The 19,381-nt window shown below is 51.9% G+C and carries 20 protein-coding genes; 14 read left to right on the forward strand and 6 right to left on the reverse strand.

What is annotated here, in order from left to right; translation table 11 throughout:
* From JSN25_RS14605 to xthA, 4 genes are all read right to left on the reverse strand, one after another.
* A partial coding sequence (locus JSN25_RS14605; RefSeq protein ID WP_204525057.1) for an ABC transporter substrate-binding protein occupies nt 1-830 on the reverse strand: 830 nt, incomplete at its 3' end.
* A 31-nt stretch (nt 831-861) separates the two neighbouring features.
* Entirely contained in the window at nt 862-1,572 is a 711-nt protein-coding gene (locus tag JSN25_RS14610; protein WP_204525058.1) for a TVP38/TMEM64 family protein, read from the reverse strand.
* A complete protein-coding gene (locus tag JSN25_RS14615) occupies nt 1,569-2,225 on the reverse strand; it encodes a TVP38/TMEM64 family protein (protein WP_204525730.1) in 657 nt (218 codons plus the stop codon). Before JSN25_RS14615 ends, JSN25_RS14610 begins: the two co-directional genes overlap by 4 nt.
* Nucleotides 2,226-2,448: 223 nt before the next feature.
* Nucleotides 2,449-3,255, reverse strand: a complete 807-nt coding sequence (gene xthA / locus JSN25_RS14620) for an exodeoxyribonuclease III (RefSeq protein WP_043016615.1) — start codon at nt 3,253-3,255, stop codon at nt 2,449-2,451.
* A 444-nt stretch (nt 3,256-3,699) separates the two neighbouring features.
* On the opposite strand from xthA, the gene astC reads away from it, so the two are divergent.
* The 7 genes from astC to ves all read left to right on the forward strand — a co-directional run bounded on the left by astC (nt 3,700) and on the right by ves (nt 11,430).
* Nucleotides 3,700-4,920, forward strand: a complete 1,221-nt coding sequence (gene astC / locus JSN25_RS14625) for a succinylornithine/acetylornithine transaminase (RefSeq protein ID WP_204525059.1) — start codon at nt 3,700-3,702, stop codon at nt 4,918-4,920.
* Nucleotides 4,917-5,951, forward strand: a complete 1,035-nt coding sequence (gene astA / locus JSN25_RS14630; protein WP_038640139.1) for an arginine N-succinyltransferase — start codon at nt 4,917-4,919, stop codon at nt 5,949-5,951. Before astC ends, astA begins: the two co-directional genes overlap by 4 nt.
* Entirely contained in the window at nt 5,948-7,426 is a 1,479-nt protein-coding gene (astD, locus tag JSN25_RS14635; RefSeq protein ID WP_137347192.1) for a succinylglutamate-semialdehyde dehydrogenase, read from the forward strand. Before astA ends, astD begins: the two co-directional genes overlap by 4 nt.
* Nucleotides 7,423-8,766, forward strand: a complete 1,344-nt coding sequence (astB, locus tag JSN25_RS14640) for an N-succinylarginine dihydrolase (RefSeq protein WP_204525060.1) — start codon at nt 7,423-7,425, stop codon at nt 8,764-8,766. Before astD ends, astB begins: the two co-directional genes overlap by 4 nt.
* Nucleotides 8,759-9,724: a succinylglutamate desuccinylase gene (gene astE, locus JSN25_RS14645; protein WP_204525061.1), complete on the forward strand. Its 966-nt coding sequence runs from the start codon at nt 8,759-8,761 to the stop codon at nt 9,722-9,724. The genes astB and astE overlap by 8 nt, the downstream gene beginning before the upstream one ends.
* Nucleotides 9,725-10,072: 348 nt before the next feature.
* Nucleotides 10,073-10,558 (forward strand): ATP-independent periplasmic protein-refolding chaperone Spy, encoded by a 486-nt coding sequence (gene spy / locus JSN25_RS14650; protein ID WP_085049500.1) that lies wholly within the window; start codon nt 10,073-10,075, stop codon nt 10,556-10,558.
* A gap of 296 nt (nt 10,559-10,854) precedes the next feature.
* Entirely contained in the window at nt 10,855-11,430 is a 576-nt protein-coding gene (gene ves / locus JSN25_RS14655; protein ID WP_204525062.1) for an environmental stress-induced protein Ves, read from the forward strand.
* Here the strand turns inward: ves and cho are convergent.
* Both cho and nadE read right to left on the reverse strand, forming a co-directional pair.
* Nucleotides 11,390-12,277 carry an excinuclease Cho gene (cho, locus tag JSN25_RS14660; protein ID WP_110498222.1) on the reverse strand — a complete coding sequence of 296 codons (888 nt, stop codon included), beginning with the start codon at nt 12,275-12,277 and terminating at the stop codon, nt 11,390-11,392. The genes ves and cho overlap by 41 nt on opposite strands.
* A 126-nt stretch (nt 12,278-12,403) precedes the next feature.
* Complete coding sequence (nadE, locus tag JSN25_RS14665; RefSeq protein WP_038640152.1) at nt 12,404-13,234, reverse strand: ammonia-dependent NAD(+) synthetase; 831 nt, start codon at nt 13,232-13,234, stop codon at nt 12,404-12,406.
* A 199-nt stretch (nt 13,235-13,433) separates the two neighbouring features.
* On the opposite strand from nadE, the gene osmE reads away from it, so the two are divergent.
* The 7 genes from osmE (at nt 13,434) to chbG (ending at nt 19,346) form a co-directional block, all read left to right on the forward strand.
* A complete protein-coding gene (gene osmE, locus JSN25_RS14670; RefSeq protein ID WP_006684842.1) occupies nt 13,434-13,772 on the forward strand; it encodes an osmotically-inducible lipoprotein OsmE in 339 nt (112 codons plus the stop codon).
* Between the two features lie 301 nt (nt 13,773-14,073).
* Nucleotides 14,074-14,394 carry a PTS N,N'-diacetylchitobiose transporter subunit IIB gene (gene chbB / locus JSN25_RS14675; RefSeq protein WP_003030620.1) on the forward strand — a complete coding sequence of 107 codons (321 nt, stop codon included), beginning with the start codon at nt 14,074-14,076 and terminating at the stop codon, nt 14,392-14,394.
* An 87-nt stretch (nt 14,395-14,481) separates the two neighbouring features.
* Complete coding sequence (chbC, locus tag JSN25_RS14680; protein ID WP_006684840.1) at nt 14,482-15,840, forward strand: PTS N,N'-diacetylchitobiose transporter subunit IIC; 1,359 nt, start codon at nt 14,482-14,484, stop codon at nt 15,838-15,840.
* A 54-nt stretch (nt 15,841-15,894) separates the two neighbouring features.
* Nucleotides 15,895-16,242, forward strand: coding sequence for a PTS N,N'-diacetylchitobiose transporter subunit IIA (gene chbA, locus JSN25_RS14685; RefSeq protein ID WP_038640158.1), 348 nt, complete (start codon nt 15,895-15,897; stop codon nt 16,240-16,242).
* Between the two features lie 13 nt (nt 16,243-16,255).
* Nucleotides 16,256-17,095: a transcriptional regulator ChbR gene (gene chbR / locus JSN25_RS14690; RefSeq protein ID WP_003030617.1), complete on the forward strand. Its 840-nt coding sequence runs from the start codon at nt 16,256-16,258 to the stop codon at nt 17,093-17,095.
* A gap of 124 nt (nt 17,096-17,219) precedes the next feature.
* Nucleotides 17,220-18,575, forward strand: coding sequence for a 6-phospho-beta-glucosidase (locus JSN25_RS14695; protein ID WP_038640160.1), 1,356 nt, complete (start codon nt 17,220-17,222; stop codon nt 18,573-18,575).
* A 12-nt stretch (nt 18,576-18,587) separates the two neighbouring features.
* Complete coding sequence (gene chbG / locus JSN25_RS14700; RefSeq protein ID WP_038640162.1) at nt 18,588-19,346, forward strand: chitin disaccharide deacetylase; 759 nt, start codon at nt 18,588-18,590, stop codon at nt 19,344-19,346.
* Nucleotides 19,347-19,381: the final 35 nt, after the last annotated feature.

Below are 19,381 nucleotides of genomic sequence, written 5' to 3' on the forward strand. Positions count from 1 at the left end.
CTTTTTTGCTGCGCGTGGGCTGGGTTAAAGGTCAATGATAAGCGCAACGTACCGGTATTCAGCAACGCATCCATCCGCGCAGGCGTGGGAGGAAAATCTTTGCCTTCACGCCATAGTGAAGGGTGTAGAGCGTCAAGATAATGCCATAACGGAGCGGTAACGTTGGCGAATGTGGCGGCATCGGGCGCAACTTTCAATGCTTGCGGTTCCGTGGTGAGCATAATCAATAACTGCTCGAGAAAAGCCGTGCCGGTAAAGTCTGGCGGGCGCGGGTAGGTAACTGTGCCAGGGTGTGCCTGCGCAAATTCAAGCAACGCCTGCGGGGATTGCGGCGGCTGGGCGGTGAGATCGCGCCGGGCAATGAAGGTTAGCTGTGCGCCGCCCCATGGCGATTCTGCCCCTTCCGTGGGGATGGCAAAGTCTTCACTGACCGGTTTCCGGGTATCAACATAGCGCCAGTTAGGTAACGCCTGCGCCCACTGGGTTTGCAGCAGACCCGCTTCTTTTAATGTGCGGAAGTTTTCACCGTTTACCCACAATAAGTCGACAGATCCGCCGGTTGTTCGCCCGGACGCCGCCTCGGTCTGGATGCGTTTCACAGCGTCGGCGGCATCCGCCAGCCGCACAATTTTCAGGTTAATGGCATAGTGCGTTTTCATCTCGCCGCTAACCCAGTCGAGATACTGATTAACGGCGTTATCGCCACCCCAGGCGTTGAACCATACCGTCTGACCGCGGGCGTCATTTTTGATTTGCTGCCCGCTGGCGTCCTGGGAAAAAGCCGCCAGCGGGCAGAGCAGCAAACTCAGGCACAATAAGCAGTAACGCATAATATCTCCATTGCTAAAAATGGCGTATGTCTCAGGTTTTCTTCCGTTGACGCTCAAGGTAAAGGCTTCTTGCTCCTGAAATCACCACGCTCAGGGCAAACAGGATGAACAGGCCGGTAACAAACCAAAATGTACCGCCGGTTAACAGGCTACCGGCCCACGAATAGACAATCGTGGCGGGTAACTGACCGAGGCCGGTGGCGAGGAGAAAGTGGCGAAAACGAATCGAGGTCAGGCCCGCGGCATAGCTTACCGGGTCGAAGGGCACAAAAGGCAACAGGCGACAGATGAGAATAGTGTGCTTGCCATAACGTTCGAAAAAAGCGTCCATGTTGTTCAGCGCCGTTTTCCCGGTCAGCTTTTCCACCGCACTGCGACCCAAAACGCGGGCAATAAAAAAACACAGCGCTGCGCCGACCATCGCGCTGCTCCAGGACAGTACACCGCCCCAAAACGCGCCAAACAGCGAGGCATTGGCAAACGTAATCACAAAGGCGGGAAGCGGCGCGACGATGGCCTGTAAGATCATCAGGAAGAACGATACAACCGCCGCCAGAGTTCCGTACGAACGAATGAAGTTCTCGAGCGCGTGTTGATCCAGCGTAGTAAACGCCGCCAGGCTGCCCCGGAGAAAATCACTGACGCCAGGTATCCACGCCCATGCCATCAGCGCGAGCAGCAGCACAGCTATCAATCCTGCCCGGTAATAGTGGGTTAATCGCGCTTTGTTCAGCTTTGTCATTTACCTGCACACTCGGGGCTGGACGACGGATCGATATGTTTATATCTGGCCCAGGCTTTTGCCGCCTGAATAAGAATGAATAACGCCAGGCCCGCAACGCTGAGTTTGCCGATAAATGCCAGAGTCATGCCTTCGCTGGCCAGTTCGTGCGACATCAGCGTATAGATAAAGATGCCGGGCAAGGTGGTTACCGCAGATATCACCGTAAATGACCAGAACGGAATCGCCGTCAGTCCATAGGCGTAATTTTGAATATTATAGGGGAACAATGGTACGAGTCGGGTCAGGATCAGAAAGTCCAATCCGCTATGGGCAATGCCTTTCTCGATTGCCTGAAAAGTCGCCGTGTGCCCAACGTATTTAAGCACTAGTTCCCGACCAAGCCAGCGAGCCAGCAAAAACGACAGCGCAGAGGCGACGGTTGCCGCCACTAACGAGACAAGCGTCCCTGCCACAGGGCCAAACAGCACACCGCCGACGATCACCAGAATACTGCCGGGGATCAGACACAGCGCCGCGATGATGAACAGCAATATATAAAGCGTATAGCCGAACATGCCGCTTTGGCGGATGACGGCTTGTAAATGATGGAAATTGGTTATCAGGTCGGTCAGACCGAAATAATGGAAAACTCCCGCCAGAATGCAGAACAGGACCGCGACGATCAGCAGTCGATATTCTGCGTTATGCGAACTTCTTTTTCATGGGGGTTCTCCTGTAAAACCGAGTGTAACGCAGCGTTTTCGTCAGCGAAAAGTGCGCGCGAAGATATAATAAATTCCCGGACACAACAATGTATTACCGTCGATTTATTGATTTTACACAGAATAAACAGACTCTCCAGGCGAGGCCCGGAGAGTGACAAATCGCAGGAGGTCAGACGCGGAATTTAGCCCATACCGGCGCATGATCGGACGGTTTTTCCATGCTGCGGATCTCATAGTCGATGCCGGTTTCTTCGCAGCGCTCCGCCAGTGGGTTGCTCGCTAACAGCAGATCGATACGCAGGCCACGGTTATCATCAAAGCCTTTGGAGCGGTAATCAAACCACGAGAACTGGTCATTTTTTTCAGGATAAGCATGACGATAGGTGTCCACCAGGCCCCAGCCCAGCAGGCGCTCCATCCACTCACGCTCTTCCGGCAGGAAGGAACATTTACCGGTACGCAGCCAGCGTTTACGGTTTTCTTCGCCAATGCCGATATCGAGATCGGTTGGGCTGATGTTCATATCGCCCATGATCAAGACCGGATTGTCGCGTTTCAGTTCAGTCTCCAGATAGTTTTGTAGATTCTGGTAAAACGCGGCCTTGGCCGGAAATTTGGTTTCGTGGTCACGGCTTTCGCCCTGCGGGAAATAGCCGTTGATCACGGTAATGCTGCCGAGAGGAGAGGGAATTTCCGCCATGATGATACGACGCTGCGCTTCTTCGCCATCGCCCGGGAAGCCACGACGCACTGCGATTGGCGTTTCTTTCGTTAACAGCGCCACGCCGTAATGACCTTTCTGACCGTGATAAAAGACGTTGTAACCCAGCTTTGCAACCTCTTCGAGAGGGAACATGTCATCGTGGACTTTTGTCTCCTGTAAGCCAATCACATCCGGTTGGTGTTTTTCGACAATGGCTGCCAGTTGATGAGGACGGGCACGCAGGCCGTTGATATTAAAAGAGACAAATTTCATAGTCGCTGCCGTTTTGCAAGATGAATAGTGCAAGGATGGTAGCAGAATTTCCGCTGGCTGACTGCTTCTTGTCACCTGATTCCAACAATGATTGCCAATGGTGTTAACGATGGAGCAAAAACTGCACCGTTTTGGCGCGAAGCGCGTCAGAACAGAGCAATAATTTCCGATAAATTTCGTATACGATCACAATTCCAGAATTATATTTGGCAACTGAATAAAACTGCGGTTTTTCCTCTATTTAGTCGCCTGATGCGCAAACATATTCACTTTATATGCACATTAAGTGAATATCGCCACGTTGTAACCTATTGATATTCCGTCACCGACCTTTGTTTATGCACTTTTTTTGCTGGCTGGCACGAACCCTGCAATCTACATTTACACCGCAAACACTATATTTATTAACATATAAATAACCTTTTATTTACCGTTGAGGTCGCTATGTCTCTGTCAATTACGCGTGAAAATTTTGATGAATGGATGATGCCCGTATATGCCCCGGCTCCTTTTATTCCGGTGCGTGGTGAAGGTTCACGTCTGTGGGATCAGCAGGGTAAAGAGTATATCGATTTCGCGGGAGGCATTGCGGTTAACGCGCTGGGGCACTCCCATCCGGCATTGCGCGAGGCATTAAACGACCAGGCGAGCAAATTCTGGCACACGGGAAATGGCTACACCAACGAGCCGGTGCTGCGTCTGGCGAAAAAGCTGATTGATGCCACCTTCGCCGAGCGTGTTTTCTTCTGTAACTCCGGCGCGGAGGCTAACGAAGCGGCATTAAAGCTGGCGCGTAAATATGCTCACGATCGTTTTGGCAGCCAGAAGAGCGGCATCGTGGCGTTTAAAAATGCTTTCCATGGCCGCACACTGTTCACCGTCAGCGCCGGAGGGCAGCCCGCTTATTCACAAGATTTCGCGCCGCTGCCGCCGGATATCCGCCATGCCGTCTATAACGATCTCGACTCCGCCCGCCAACTGATTGATGACACCACCTGTGCGGTCATCGTTGAACCGGTGCAGGGGGAAGGCGGCGTCGTACCGGCAACAAATGATTTCTTACAGGGGCTGCGTGAATTATGCGATCGCCACAATGCGCTGCTGATTTTTGACGAAGTCCAGACCGGTGTGGGTCGTACCGGCGAACTGTATGCCTATATGCACTATGGCGTTACGCCAGACCTGCTGACGACAGCCAAAGCGTTGGGCGGCGGTTTCCCCATCGGCGCGTTATTGGCGACAGCAGACTGTGCCAGCGTGATGACGGTTGGTACGCACGGTACAACATACGGCGGAAACCCGCTGGCCACGGCGGTGGCGGGCAAACTGCTGGAGATTGTTAACACCCCGGATATGCTCAACGGTGTTAAGCAGCGTCACGACTGGTTTGTGGAGCGTATTAACGCTATTAACGAACGTTTTGGACTGTTTAGTGAAATTCGTGGGCTCGGCCTGCTGATCGGCTGCGTACTGAGCGCAGAATTTGCCGGGAAAGCGAAACTCATCTCGCAAGAGGCGGCCAATGCCGGAGTGATGGTGCTGATCGCTGGCGCTAACGTGGTGCGCTTTGCGCCAGCGTTAAACGTCAGCGAAGAAGAGGTTGCTAGCGGACTGGATCGCTTTGCGCTGGCCTGCGAACGCATTAAAGCAGGAGGTTCATCATGATGGTGATTCGTCCTATTGAACGTGCTGATATCACCGCGCTGATGCAACTGGCCGGTAAGACCGGCGGTGGGTTGACTTCGCTACCGGCCAATGAAGCCACGCTGATGGCGCGTATCGAACGCTCGCTACAAACCTGGCGCGGTGAGTTGCCGAAAAGTGAGCAAGGCTATGTTTTTGTGCTTGAAGACAGCGCCAGCGGAACCGTGGCAGGGATTTGCGCCATCGAGGTGGCGGTGGGGCTTAACGATCCCTGGTACAACTATCGGGTTGGCACGCTGGTGCACGCCTCGAAAGAGCTGAACGTATATAACGCGCTGCCGACGCTGTTTCTGAGTAACGATCACACGGGCAGCAGCGAGCTTTGCTCTCTGTTTCTCGATCCCGACTGGCGTAAAGAGGGCAACGGCTATTTGTTGTCTAAATCGCGCTTTATGTTTATGGCGGCATTTCGTGACCGGTTTAATGAAAAGGTCGTGGCCGAGATGCGCGGCGTAATTGATGAGCACGGTTACTCTCCCTTCTGGGAAAGCCTCGGCAAACGCTTTTTCTCCATGGAATTCAGCCGGGCGGATTTTCTCTGCGGCACCGGACAAAAAGCCTTTATTGCTGAACTGATGCCCAAGCATCCTATTTATACCCATTTCCTGTCTGAGGAAGCGCAAAGCGTAATTGGTCAGGTACATCCGCAAACCGCTCCGGCGCGGGCGGTGCTGGAGAAAGAAGGATTTCGCTACCGTAACTATGTCGACATTTTCGATGGCGGGCCGACGCTGGAATGCGATATCGACCGCGTTCGCGCTATCCGTAAAAGCAGACTGGTAGAAGTGGCGGAAGGTCAGCCAGCGATCGGCGATTACCCGGCCTGTCTGGTCGCTAATGAAAACTATCAAAACTTCCGCGTCATGTTGGTTCGCGCTGACCCGGATACCCAACGTCTGGTACTGACGGCGGCGCAACTGGACGCCCTGAAATGCCACGCGGGCGACCATGTACGTTTTGTGCGTCTTTGTGCAGAGGAGAAAACAGCATGACATTATGGATAAACGGCGACTGGGTGACGGGGCTTGGCGAGCGTCGGGTGAAAACGAATCCGGTAAGCGGTGATGTGCTGTGGCAAGGTAATGATGCCGACGCGACTCAGGTGATGCAGGCTTGCCGTGCTGCGCGCACCGCCTTTGCCGGTTGGGCTAAACACCCCTTTAGCGCGCGTCAGGCTATTGTCGAAAAATTTGCTTCATTGCTGGAAAGCAATAAAGCCGAGCTAACGCAGATTATCGCCCGGGAAACCGGCAAGCCGCGCTGGGAAGCCGCCACTGAACTGACGGCGATGATCAATAAAATTGCTATTTCCGTGAAAGCTTACCATGCCCGTACCGGAGAGCAGCACAGCGAACTACCGGATGGCGCGGCGACGTTGCGCCATCGGCCGCACGGCGTGCTGGCGGTATTTGGCCCGTATAACTTCCCTGGCCATTTGCCCAATGGCCATATTGTTCCGGCTCTGCTGGCGGGCAACACGTTGATTTTCAAGCCCAGCGAGCTGACGCCGTGGACCGGTGAAGCCGTGACAAAGCTGTGGGAACAGGCGGGATTGCCGCCGGGCGTGCTGAATCTGGTGCAGGGCGGACGCGAAACGGGGCAGGCGCTGAGCGCGTTGGATGATCTGGATGGTCTGCTGTTTACCGGCAGTGCCAATACCGGTTATCAGCTGCATCGACAGTTATCCGGCCAGCCGGAAAAAATCCTTGCGCTGGAGATGGGCGGCAACAACCCGCTGATCATTGAGAACCCGGAAGATATTGATGCGGCAGTACATCTGACCATTCAATCCGCATTTGTTACCGCCGGGCAGCGTTGTACCTGCGCCCGTCGCCTGTTGGTTAAAAACGGCGCGCAGGGGGATGCGTTCCTCGCGCGTCTGGTGGAAGTCAGCCAACGACTAATGCCAGCTCACTGGGATGCGGAACCGCAGCCGTTTTTAGGTGGGCTGATTTCTGAACAGGCCGCACAGCACGTTTGTGATGCCTGGCAACGTCTGGCGTCGTTGGGGGGGCGCACGCTGCTGGCGCCACGCATGGTGAAAGCCGGAACGTCGCTGCTGACCCCCGGTATTATTGAACTGACCGACGTGGCAAACGTACCCGATGAAGAGGTTTTTGGTCCTCTGCTCGGCGTCTGGCGCTATGACAGCTTTGATGACGCGATTCGTATGGCGAACAACACCCGCTTTGGGTTGTCATGCGGGCTGGTTTCACCCGATCGCAGCCAGTTTGATCAGCTCCTGCTGGAGGCGCGGGCCGGGATTGTTAACTGGAATAAACCGTTAACCGGCGCGGCAAGCACCGCACCGTTTGGTGGTGTGGGCGCGTCCGGTAACCATCGCGCCAGCGCGTGGTATGCCGCAGATTATTGCGCCTGGCCGATGGCGAGCCTGGAATCTCCGGCCTTAACCCTGCCGTCGGCGCTCAGCCCCGGTCTGGATTTCTCTTGCGGGGATAAACGATGAAAGCGCGTGAGGTCAATTTCGATGGTCTGGTGGGACTCACCCACCACTATGCGGGACTGTCATTTGGTAATGAGGCTTCGACCAGCCACCGTTTTCAGGTGTCGAACCCTCGTCTGGCGGCAAAGCAGGGTTTGTTAAAAATGAAAGCGCTGGCGGATGCGGGATTCCCTCAGGCGGTGATCCCGCCTCATGAACGTCCCTATATCCCGGCGCTGCGTCAGTTGGGCTTTTGCGGCAGTGATGAGCAGATTCTGGACAAGGTGGCGCGTCAGGCGCCGCACTGGCTCTCCAGCGCCAGCTCCGCATCTCCTATGTGGGTGGCGAATGCGGCAACGGTCTGTCCTTCGGCAGATTCACTGGACGGGAAAGTGCATTTAACGGTGGCGAATCTGAATAATAAGTTCCACCGTTCGCTGGAAGCGCCGACGACCGAAGCGCTGTTACGCTCGATTTTTCGTGATGAAAATACCTTTGCGATTCATGGCGCATTGCCTCAGGTTGCGTTGTTCGGTGATGAAGGGGCGGCAAACCATAACCGCCTTGGTGGGGATTATGGCGATCCCGGCTTACAACTGTTTATTTACGGTCGTGAAGAGGGGAATGCGTCACAGCCGAGGCGCTATCCGGCGAGACAATCTCGTGAAGCCAGCGTGGCCGTAGCCCGGCTGAATCAGGTCAATCCACATCAGCTTGTTTTTGCTCAGCAAAACCCGGACGTTATCGATCTTGGCGTGTTTCATAACGATGTGATTGCGGTGTCGAATCGTCAGGTGCTGTTTTGTCATCAGCAGGCGTTTGTCAGACAGCAAACGTTGTTAGAGCAACTACGCCGTCAGGTGGACGGTTTTACCGCGCTGGAAGTCCCGGCCGCGGAGGTGTCGGTGCAGGATGCGGTAACAACCTATTTGTTTAACAGCCAATTACTGAGTCGTGACGACGGTTCGATGATGCTGGTTTTACCGCAGGAGTGTCGGGAGCATGCGGGCGTGTGGCGATATCTGAGCCGCTTGCTTGCAGATGACAATCCGATCGATGACCTGCGGGTCTTCGATTTGCGCGAAAGCATGTCCAACGGCGGCGGCCCGGCCTGTTTACGCCTGCGAGTGGTGCTTACCCCACAGGAGCTGCAGGCCGTGAATCCGGCGGTTATCATGAACGACACGCTGTTCAATACGCTGAATAACTGGGTTGACCGCTACTATCGCGATCGCCTTGTCGCAACGGACCTCGCGGATCCGCAGTTGTTGCGCGAAGGGCGTGAAGCGTTGGATACGCTGACGCAATTGCTCAATCTCGGCTCTGTTTATCCCTTCCAGCAGGAGAGAACGAGCCATGGATAATTTTCTGGCCCTGACGCTCGCAGGTAGCGCACCTGCGAAAACGCAGGGCACAATTCACGGTTTTGTCTGGCAATGGCTTGGTCACGGGGTACTGGAACTGACACCAACTGCGCCGGTTGAACAGTCGCTGGTGCTTTCTGCGGGAATTCATGGCAATGAAACCGCGCCGGTAGAAATACTTGATTCATTGCTGACCAGGCTGTTTAACGGTGAGCTGGCGCTAACATGGCGGCTGCTGGTCATTCTCGGTAACCCCCAGGCGCTGGCCGCGGGAAAACGTTATTGTCATAGCGATCTGAACCGGATGTTTGGTGGCCGGTGGCAGAGTTTTGCCGAGAGTGAAGAAATGCACAGAGCCCATGAGCTTGAACTGTGTCTGGCAGATTTTTACTCGCGCGCGAAAGAGCCTGTGCGCTGGCATCTGGATCTTCACACCGCCATTCGCGGCTCACAGCATTTGCGCTTTGGCGTGTTGCCACAACGCAATGTTGCCTGGGACGAAAACTTTCTGGGTTGGCTGGGGGATGCGGGGCTGGAGGCGTTGGTTTTCCATCAGACCCCAGGCGGTACGTTCACCCATTTTAGCGCTGAACATTTTGGCGCGCTGGCCTGTACGCTGGAACTGGGTAAAGCGCTGCCGTTCGGGCAAAACGATCTGACCCAGTTTGCACGCACAGCAGATGCGATGGCGCAGCTGCTGCGGGGCGAGCGAGTGTCTACGGTAGAAACATCTCCGTTGCGCTACCGTGTGGTCTCGCAGATTACGCGGCGTAGCGACGATTTTATTCTCCACATGGATAACCAGACGCTCAATTTTACCCCCTTTACCGAGGGAACGTTACTGGCGCAGGACGGAAATGAACGTTTTATCGTCACCCATGACGTTGAATACGTTCTTTTTCCGAACCCAAATGTGGCCTGTGGTTTACGTGCCGGATTGATGCTCGAAAGATTTTGATAAATATAACCGCCCTCAGATTGATTTCTGAGGGCTTATTTTTACGTGCGCTTTAGATTTATTACAGATTATTCCTGGTAAGTTGCTTTCTTAATAATCACAGTTCAGGTATAGTTCTTCATAATCCTTTCAAAATCATCTTGTTGTAATTTTTCATTTCAACTCTGCGCAATTTATTCTTTTTTTCTCCATAATTGATGAATGTTTGTTTTTTACACTTTCATTGTTTTACCGTTGCTCTGATTAATTGACGCTTAAGCCGGTAAAGTTAATCTCGTCAACACGACATCACATTGCATAAGAATCGCATGAATGTCGTAAAAATAACTGAAAGAAAGGATAGAAATTATGCGTAAACTGACTGCTCTGTTTGTTGCCTCTACCCTGGCGCTGGGCGCTGCAAACCTGGCCCATGCTGCTGACACCACAACAACTGCGCCAGCGGATGCCAAACCAATGATGCATCACAACGGGAAGTTCGCCCCGCATCACGACATGATGTTCAAAGACCTGAACCTGACCGACGCGCAGAAACAGCAGATTCGCGAAATTATGAAAGGCCAGCGCGATCAGATGAAGCGTCCGCCGCTGGAAGAACGCCGCGCCATGCACGATATCATCGCCAGCGATAGCTTCGATAAAGCGAAAGCCGAAGCGCAAATTGCGAAGATGGAAGAACAGCGTAAAGCCAACATGCTGGCGCACATGGAAACGCAGAACAAGATTTACAACATTCTGACGCCGGAACAGAAAAAGCAGTTTAATGCCAATTTTGAGAAGCGTCTGACAGAACGTCCGGCGCAGAAAGGTAAAATGCCAGAAGCTGCCGAGTAATCGCCAGTCGTCTACACTAAATCAGTCATGCTGTGTCGGCGTTCAGCGCCGCACAGTGTGCAACAAACTCAAGACCGCCGCTCTTGTCCACAACACGTTTAACGATGTGGGCAGGATCGGCGGTTTTTTCTTTCCCGCCAGGAGGAGCGTTAATTTTTTTGCAAAATACCCTATTCAGCACTAAGGCAAATCAACCCTGTTGCCGATAACGATACTCTGCAGGGTAAATATCACAATGATGATTTATGGCTGGCTGTTCACGGCAGGTTGCCGTGCTACGCCTTTCTGGAGGGGTGATGGAATATTTCGATATCCGCAAAATGCCGGTCAGTCTGTGGCGCAATGGGGCGGGAGAAACGCGAGAGATTTGCTGTTTTCCGCCAGCAACACGCGATTTTCACTGGCGGGCGAGTATCGCCTCTCTTGCAGCAAACGGAGAGTTTTCTCTTTTCCCGGGCGTAGAACGCGTTATTACCTTGCTGGAAGGAGGTGAAGTGACCCTGGAAGAGGCGAACATCTTCACTCACACCCTGAAGCAGCATCAACCTTTTACTTTTGCTGGTGACAAGGTAGTAAAAGCAAAGCTGACGGAAGGGCAGATGTCGATGGATTTTAATATCATGACCCGACGAGATGTTTGCCAGGCGAAAGTCAGAGTTGCCGAGCGCACTTTTACGACCTTTGGTTCTCGTGGCGGCGTCGTGTTTGTTATCAGTGGCGCCTGGCAATTGGGTGAGAAGCTGCTGACGGCCGATCAGGGCGCGAGCTGGCACGACGGTAAACACACCCTGCGCCTGTTGGAGCGCGAGGGAAAACTGCTGTTCAGCGAGATTAACTGGATGCCGGGATACTCTCCGGATTCAGTTCAATAATGTCGTATTTGCCAGACAAAACAGGCCTACAGAGAATTTTGTAGCCATCATGGTCAAAGCCAGCCGGCATTCTCGCCAGGCTTGTCGCCTCATCCAGCGTTGCAACGGCGCCCAGCCAAAACCAGTTATTGATGATATGGTACTGAGTCATTTCAGCGCGGGTTTCTTGCAGCGCAATGGCATTGTTCCACGGCCAGCAGATGACGCGCACTCTTTCCAGCGCCTCAAGCAGGCGCGAATGATGCGCCTGCGGGCTCTCTTTCCCACAGCACGCTCCGGCGCAGCGCTTTAGCGCTGAGCGAAAGCAGGCGCGCCCGCGACTCAGGGGTTCCAGCCCCAACAGGCCGTAGCACAGTTGCTGTTCATCGGCGATGCTTTGCAATGTTTGTAGCGCGGCACGGCGATTGGCAAACAAACCAAACAGATTGGGGGCATGGGAGAAATCAATATCTCGTGCGTAAACAACCTGAACAGTCTGGTCGGTAAGCTGCAGGGCGCAAAGCTGACGATTGCGTCGCAACCGTTTATTAAACAGAGGCTGCTGCTCTTTGATAAGCCGCGCTTCTAACAGTAGGGCGCCAATTTCTCCAGCCGTACAAATCCAGCTAATGCGTTTGGACTGGCGCAGCATTGCCGCTTCGTCCGTGGTACGCAGGTGTGACAACACGCGGCTGCGAATATTGACGCTTTTGCCTATATAAAGCGGCAGGGTGTCGCTTTCGCTATGAAACAGATAGACGCCGGGCACCGCGGGAAGCGCACTCAAAAATGGGCGCAGATGCTCGGGGTATTCATAAATTGCTGCTGCCTCTAATGTCAGGCGAGGGGCTGATTGACGCCGTACCACTTTTCACTCCGCTGCTGGTTATCCATCCAGTATAACAGCTGAGGGGCGATTAAAAAAGCGGCATGATCAGGCTGCTAAGGCCGGAGAGCAGCAATAGGGGTGCTACCCGGCCTTAGGCAGAAAAAATTATGCTTTTTTCCAGAAATCATCAAACACGGTGATGGGTGGGCGACGTTTGTGCTCAGTCTTCAGATACCAACCTTCGATTTTTTTAGCTATTTCAGCATCCAGCGTTTTTCCTTCCAGATAATCGTCGATGTTGTCATAGCTCACGCCCAATGCGGCTTCATCTGGCAGAGAAGGGCGATCGTCTTCAAGGTCGGCGGTGGGAGCTTTCTTATATAAATGCTCCGGGCAACCCAGCGCAGCAAGCAGCTGTTTACCCTGGCGCTTGTTCAGACGGAATATTGGGTTGATGTCAGTACCGCCATCGCCATATTTAGTGAAGAAACCGGTGATCGCTTCTGCTGCATGATCGGTACCCACGACAACGCCGCTGGTCATGCCCGCGATACTGTATTGCGCCTTCATACGTTCACGGGCTTTTTCGTTGCCGCGCACAAAATCACTCAGCTCAATTCCCGCCTCACGCAAAGCCTGCTCGCTGGCCAGCACTGCGCCTTTAATATTGACGGTGAGTACGCGGTCCGGTTGTATAAAGGCGATGGCATCCTGGCAGTCCTGCTCGTCAGCCTGAACGCCATACGGTAAACGCACCGCAATAAATTGTAGCGCGTCATTCCCCGTTTCCTGGCGGAGCTCGGAAACGGCCATTTGGCAGAGTTTTCCGGCGAGGGTAGAGTCTTGTCCGCCGCTAATGCCCAACACCAGTGATTTCAGAAAGGGGTAGGTTTGCAGGTATGATTTCAGGAAATCTACGCTGCGACGAATTTCCTCTTCTGCATTAATGTGCGGTTTTGCGCCAAGCGCTTTGATTATCTCTTGCTGCAGAGTCATGCAACCCCCTGTGAAAAATAAAATGATATGTTAAAGCTAACGCGTTGAGGCCCAAACGACAAGGGATGCAGGCCTGATATAACATCATTTTGTTTTAATAGAATTTTCCGAAACGGCCTAAGTATCATCTGATTGCTTGAAAAATGCGTTGTTGTGCTCCAGGCTTACATAACACGCTGAAAAAAAAGAGGACGAAAAAATGAACAAGAATCTAACAGGAATTCTGGGTGCAGCGGCTGTTTTGACTATGCTGGCGGGGTGTACGGCCTATGATCGTACCAAAGACCAATTTGTTCAGCCCGTAGTGAAAGATGTGAAGAAAGGGATGAGCAGGGCGCAGGTCGCGCAGATTGCCGGTAAGCCTTCTTCAGAAGTGAGCATGATCCATGCGCGCGGGACCTGTCAGACCTACATCCTGGGTCAACGAGATGGTAAAGCTGAAACCTATTTCGTTGCTTTAGACGATACCGGTCATGTGATTAACTCTGGCTACCAGACCTGCGCAGAGTACGACACCGACCCGCAGGCAGCGAAGTAGTAACAACTGTTTATTGCCTGAGCACTCTGAACAACCGGCCATCGCGCCGGTTTTTTTGTGCCGCACGATCTTATTTATTGCCGCGAATTATTTGCATAAAATGTGAGGGGGGTCATAACGACAGGTCAAGGAGAGACAATTTAGTTGGTCAAGGAAATACCATCCACCGGTACAATCCCGTATACTCGTTTCAGCCACCTAAAAAAGTAATTTAGCTGACGCAGGTTACCCAGAGCATGGATGCAGGTTATGGCTTGCGGAGTGTCTGGTTGACAGATAATCGCACATGAGGATCGTTTTAATGGAAAAGAAACACATTTATCTGTTTTGTTCTGCGGGCATGTCGACTTCATTGTTGGTATCGAAGATGCGTGCTCAGGCCGAAAAATACGAAGTGCCGGTTATTATTGAAGCGTTTCCTGAAACGCTGGCCGGAGAAAAAGGCCCAGCGGCCGATGTTGTGTTATTAGGTCCGCAAATTGCTTATATGTTGCCCGAAATTCAGCGTTTGTTACCCAACAAGCCTGTGGAAGTGATTGACTCGCTGCTGTATGGCAAAGTCGATGGTTTAGGCGTGCTTAAGGCTGCTGTTGCAGCAATTAAAAAAGCCGCAGCAAATTAATTATTTTATTTTAATTTTTCCCGTCAAAGAGTTATTTCATTAACATTCACCGCAATTATTAATTGCGGTATTTAAGGGTATTTTTCTATGAGTAACGCTATTGCTTCACTTGAAAAGGTACTCCTTCCTTTTGCTGTAAAAATTGGAAAGCAGCCGCACGTTAATGCAATCAAAAACGGTTTTATTCGTTTAATGCCGTTAACCCTCGCAGGGGCAATGTTTGTATTAATTAATAACGTTTTCCTGAGCTTTGGGGAGGGGTCGTTTTTTTATTCGATGGGCATTCGACTTGATGCTTCAACTATTGAAACGCTGAATAGCTTGAAAGGCATTGGTGGAAACGTCTATAACGGTACGCTGGGTATCATGTCATTGATGGCGCCGTTCTTTATCGGCATGGCGCTGGCAGAAGAACGCAAGGTCGACTCACTGGCTGCCGGGTTGTTATCTGTCGCCGCATTTATGACCGTCACACCGTACAGCGTGGGTGAAGCCTATGCGGTTGGCGCTAACTGGCTGGGCGGCGCGAATATTATTTCCGGTATTATTATCGGCCTGGTGGTCGCGGAAATGTTCACTTTTGTGGTCCATCGTAATTGGGTGATCAAATTACCTGATAGCGTACCGACATCCGTATCGCGTTCCTTCTCTGCGCTGATTCCTGGCTTTCTTATTCTCTCCATTATGGGGATCATCGCCTGGGCGCTGAACACCTGGGGTACCAACTTCCATCAGATCATTATGGATTCCATTTCAACGCCGCTGGCATCACTGGGTAGCGTAGTGGGTTGGGCCTATGTGATTTTTGTTCCGCTGCTGTGGTTCTTTGGTATTCACGGTTCTTTGGCGCTGACCGCGCTGGACAGCGGAATCATGACGCCATGGGCACTGGAAAATATCTCTATCTACCAACAGTTTGGTTCCGTAGACGCTGCGCTGGAAGCCGGTAAGACGTTCCACGTCTGGGCGAAACCAATGCTCGACTCCTATATTTTCCTTGGGGGGAGCGGGGCAACGCTGGGTCTGATTATCGCTATTTTCCTGGCATCGCGTCGTCCTGACTATCGTCAGGTTGCTAAGCTGGCACTGCCGTCAGGTCTCTTCCAGATTAACGAACCTATCCTGTTCGGTCTGCCGATCATCATGAACCCGGTTATGTTTATTCCGTTCATTCTGGTTCAGCCGATTCTGGCGGCGATTACGCTGGCAGCTTACTACTCAGGCATTATTCCACCGATTACCAACATCGCGCCGTGGACTATGCCAACCGGTTTGGGCGCGTTCTTTAACACCAACGGTAGCGTCGCCGCTCTGCTGGTCGCGCTGTTCAACCTCGGTATTGCAACGCTGGTTTACCTGCCGTTCGTGGTAGTAGCCAACAAAGCTCAGAACGTTATTGATCAAGAAGAAAGTGAAGAAGATATCGCTAACGCATTGAAATTCTAAATTTAATCCGGCGTGGCTTCGCGGTCATGCCGGACTGAACCAGAGGAAAAAAGTATGTTGGATATCGAGAATATCGTCGACACGCAGTCAGAAGCAGAAGAACTTGAAGAAGTGGTGATGGGGCTCATCATTAATTCTGGTCAGGCGCGTAGCCTGGCATACGGCGCACTCAAAATGGCCAAGCAGGGGGATTTTGAAGCAGCGAAGACCATGATGGATCAGTCTCGCCTGGCGCTGAACGAAGCGCACCTCGTGCAAACAAAACTGATTGAAGGCGATCAGGGCGAAGGTAAAATGAAAGTCAGCCTGGTGCTGGTCCACGCACAGGATCATCTGATGACCTCGATGCTGGCGCGTGAGCTGGTCACTGAACTGATTGAACTTCACGAGAAGCTGAAATAGCGAGGAGTGCAAAATGCAGCTACAGATTAACGCACCGGAAATCAAAACCGTCTATGAACAGCAGCTGTTTAATGGCAAAAATTTCCATGTGTTCATCTATAACAAAACTGAGAGCATCAGTGGGCTGCATCAACATGACTACTATGAATTTACGCTGGTTTTAACCGGACGCTATTATCAGGAAATCAACGGTAAACGCGTATTGCTTGAGCGCGGGGACTTTGTTTTTATCCCGTTGGGATCGCATCACCAGAGTTTCTATGATTTCGGTGCGACAAGGATCCTCAACGTCGGTATCAGTAAACGTTTTTTTGAACAGCACTACCACCCGCTGCTGCCGTTTTGTTTCGTTGCATCGCAGGTCTATCGGGCGAATAACTCGTTTCTTACCTACATTGAAACGGTTATTGCATCACTGAACTTTCGTGAGAGCGGACTCGATGAATTTGTAGAAGTGGTCACCTTCTATATTATTAATCGGCTGCGCCATCATCGCGAAGAGCAGGTGCTGGATGATATTCCTCAGTGGCTCAAAACCACCGTCGAGACCATGCATGATAAACGGCAGTTTAGCGAGAATGCGCTGGAAAATATGGTACACCTGTCCGCGAAATCCCAGGAGTATCTGACCCGCGCGACCCAGCGTTATTACAGCAAAACGCCGATGCAGATCATTAATGAAATTCGCATTAATTTTGCTAAAAAACAGCTGGAAATGACTAACTATTCTGTAACGGATATTGCTTATGAGTCTGGTTACAGTAGTCCAAGCCTGTTTATTAAAACATTTAAAAAGCTGACGTCGTTTACGCCAAATAGCTATCGTAAGAAATTAACTGAATTTAATCAGTAGATATTATTTTCCAATAACTCATTTTTTATAGCTTGCCCTAAATAGCGTCGGGACAGCCACGCTATACCTGACAAACGGGTTGAGCATAATACATGTCAGTGTTTTGACACTGAAGGGAGAACGTATGAGCCAGAAATTAAAAGTCGTCACTATCGGTGGCGGGAGCAGCTACACCCCTGAGTTACTTGAAGGCTTTATTAAGCGCTATCATGAATTACCGGTTTCTGAATTGTGGCTGGTTGATGTAGAGGGTGGTAAAGAGAAGCTGGACATTATTTTTGACCTTTGCCAGCGGATGATCGACAAAGCTGGCGTTCCGATGAAGTTGTATAAAACGCTGGATCGCCGCGAAGCGTTGAAAGATGCTGATTTCGTTACCACCCAACTGCGTGTAGGACAACTTAAAGCCCGTGAGAAGGATGAGCGTATCCCGCTGAGCCACGGTTATCTGGGACAGGAAACAAACGGTGCGGGCGGTCTGTTCAAAGGTTTGCGTACCATTCCGGTTATTTTTGACATTGTAAAAGATGTGGAAGAACTGTGCCCGAATGCGTGGGTGATTAACTTTACTAACCCGGCAGGGATGGTGACTGAAGCGGTCTATCGCCATACGAATTTTAAGAAATTCATCGGCGTGTGTAATATTCCCGTCGGCATGAAAATGTTCATTAGCGATGTGCTGGCGCTGAAAGAGAGCGATGATTTATCTATCGATCTGTTCGGTCTGAACCATATGGTCTTTATCAAAGATGTGCTGGTGAATGGCGTGTCACGTTTTGATGAACTGCTGGACGGCGTCGCATCGGGCGAGTTGAAAGCGTCTACCGTGAAGAACATCTTTGACCTGCCGTTTAGTGAAGGACTGATTCGTTCGCTGAAACTACTGCCGTGCTCTTACTTGCTCTACTACTTCAAGCCAAAAGAGATGCTGGCGATTGAGATGGGCGAATACTATAAGGGCGGGGCACGCGCTCAGGTGGTACAGAAAGTTGAGAAACAACTTTTTGATCTCTATAAAAATCCTGAGCTGAACGTTAAGCCGAAGGAGCTGGAGCAGCGCGGTGGCGCTTATTACTCCGACGCGGCCTGTGAAGTGATCAACGCTATCTACAACGATAAGCAGACCGAACATTATGTCAACATTCCGCACCATGGGCATGTCGATAACATTCCTGCGGACTGGGCGGTAGAAATGACCTGTACGTTGGGACGCAACGGCGCCACGCCACACCCACGTATTACTCATTTTGATGAGAAAGTCCTCGGTCTTATCTATACCATTAAAGGCTTTGAAGTGGCGGCGAGCAATGCGGCATTGAGCGGAGAGCTAAATGATGTGCTGCTGGCGCTGAACCTTAGCCCGCTGGTGCATTCTGACCGCGACGCTGAAGTCCTGGCGCGTGAATTGATTCTGGCGCATGAACAATGGCTGCCAAATTTCGCCGGGTGCATCGAGAAACTGAAAAGCGAACAACACTAACTGAGGTCGGCTATGGAACGCGTACTGATTGTGAATGCGGATGATTTTGGCCTGAGTAAAGGCCAAAACTACGGCATTGTTGAAGCCTGCCGCAATGGCGTGGTCACCTCGACGACGGCGTTGGTAAATGGCGCGGCGATTGACCATGCGGTACAACTGAGTCGTGACATACCTGCACTTGCCGTCGGGATGCACTTTGTTCTGACGCTGGGCAGACCGTTGACACCAATGCCAGGCCTTACGCGTGACGGATTGCTGGGGAAATGGATCTGGCAAATGGCAGAAGAAGATGCTTTGCCGCTGGATGAAATTTCGCAAGAGCTGGCCGCGCAGTATCAGCGTTTTATAGACCTGTTTGGGCGGGAACCGACGCATCTGGATAGCCATCACCATGTGCATATGTTCCCGCAGATTTTCCCCATTGTCGCGAGCTTTGCAGCCGAACGAGGGATTGCGTTACGTATCGATCGTCAGGCGGTGTGCCAGTCGTCTGATTTACCCGACACGTTGCGTTCTTCCCAGGGATTCAGCAGCGAGTTTTATGGCGAAGCGATTTCTGAGGCGCTGTTTTTACAAACGCTGGATGCCTCAGCAGACCGGGGAGAGTCCTCACTGGAAGTCATGTGCCATCCAGCCTTTATCGATGACACTATTCGTCAAAGTGCCTACTGTTACCCCCGCTTAACTGAGCTTGACGTACTGACGTCTTCGTCACTGAAATATGCTATTGCGGAGCGCGGTTATCGTCTTGGCAGTTTTCTGAACGTGTAATTCCTGAGTTTGCGGCGCAATTATGCGCCGCATTT

Origin of the sequence: Citrobacter cronae, assembly GCF_016893685.1 — a bacterium.
Classification (GTDB): domain Bacteria; phylum Pseudomonadota; class Gammaproteobacteria; order Enterobacterales; family Enterobacteriaceae; genus Citrobacter; species Citrobacter werkmanii.

Excerpts from the sequence above, each read along its gene's own strand:
- JSN25_RS14610 (WP_204525058.1), bottom strand. The coding sequence starts at position 1,572 with ATGACAAAGCTGAACAAAGCGCGATTAACCCACTATTACCGGGCAGGA.
- xthA (WP_043016615.1), bottom strand. The coding sequence starts at position 3,255 with ATGAAATTTGTCTCTTTTAATATCAACGGCCTGCGTGCCCGTCCTCAT.
- astC (WP_204525059.1), top strand. The coding sequence starts at position 3,700 with ATGTCTCTGTCAATTACGCGTGAAAATTTTGATGAATGGATGATGCCC.
- astA (WP_038640139.1), top strand. The coding sequence starts at position 4,917 with ATGATGGTGATTCGTCCTATTGAACGTGCTGATATCACCGCGCTGATG.
- astD (WP_137347192.1), top strand. The coding sequence starts at position 5,948 with ATGACATTATGGATAAACGGCGACTGGGTGACGGGGCTTGGCGAGCGT.
- astB (WP_204525060.1), top strand. The coding sequence starts at position 7,423 with ATGAAAGCGCGTGAGGTCAATTTCGATGGTCTGGTGGGACTCACCCAC.
- astE (WP_204525061.1), top strand. The coding sequence starts at position 8,759 with ATGGATAATTTTCTGGCCCTGACGCTCGCAGGTAGCGCACCTGCGAAA.
- spy (WP_085049500.1), top strand. The coding sequence starts at position 10,073 with ATGCGTAAACTGACTGCTCTGTTTGTTGCCTCTACCCTGGCGCTGGGC.
- ves (WP_204525062.1), top strand. The coding sequence starts at position 10,855 with ATGGAATATTTCGATATCCGCAAAATGCCGGTCAGTCTGTGGCGCAAT.
- nadE (WP_038640152.1), bottom strand. The coding sequence starts at position 13,234 with ATGACTCTGCAGCAAGAGATAATCAAAGCGCTTGGCGCAAAACCGCAC.
- osmE (WP_006684842.1), top strand. The coding sequence starts at position 13,434 with ATGAACAAGAATCTAACAGGAATTCTGGGTGCAGCGGCTGTTTTGACT.
- chbB (WP_003030620.1), top strand. The coding sequence starts at position 14,074 with ATGGAAAAGAAACACATTTATCTGTTTTGTTCTGCGGGCATGTCGACT.
- chbC (WP_006684840.1), top strand. The coding sequence starts at position 14,482 with ATGAGTAACGCTATTGCTTCACTTGAAAAGGTACTCCTTCCTTTTGCT.
- chbA (WP_038640158.1), top strand. The coding sequence starts at position 15,895 with ATGTTGGATATCGAGAATATCGTCGACACGCAGTCAGAAGCAGAAGAA.
- chbR (WP_003030617.1), top strand. The coding sequence starts at position 16,256 with ATGCAGCTACAGATTAACGCACCGGAAATCAAAACCGTCTATGAACAG.
- JSN25_RS14695 (WP_038640160.1), top strand. The coding sequence starts at position 17,220 with ATGAGCCAGAAATTAAAAGTCGTCACTATCGGTGGCGGGAGCAGCTAC.
- chbG (WP_038640162.1), top strand. The coding sequence starts at position 18,588 with ATGGAACGCGTACTGATTGTGAATGCGGATGATTTTGGCCTGAGTAAA.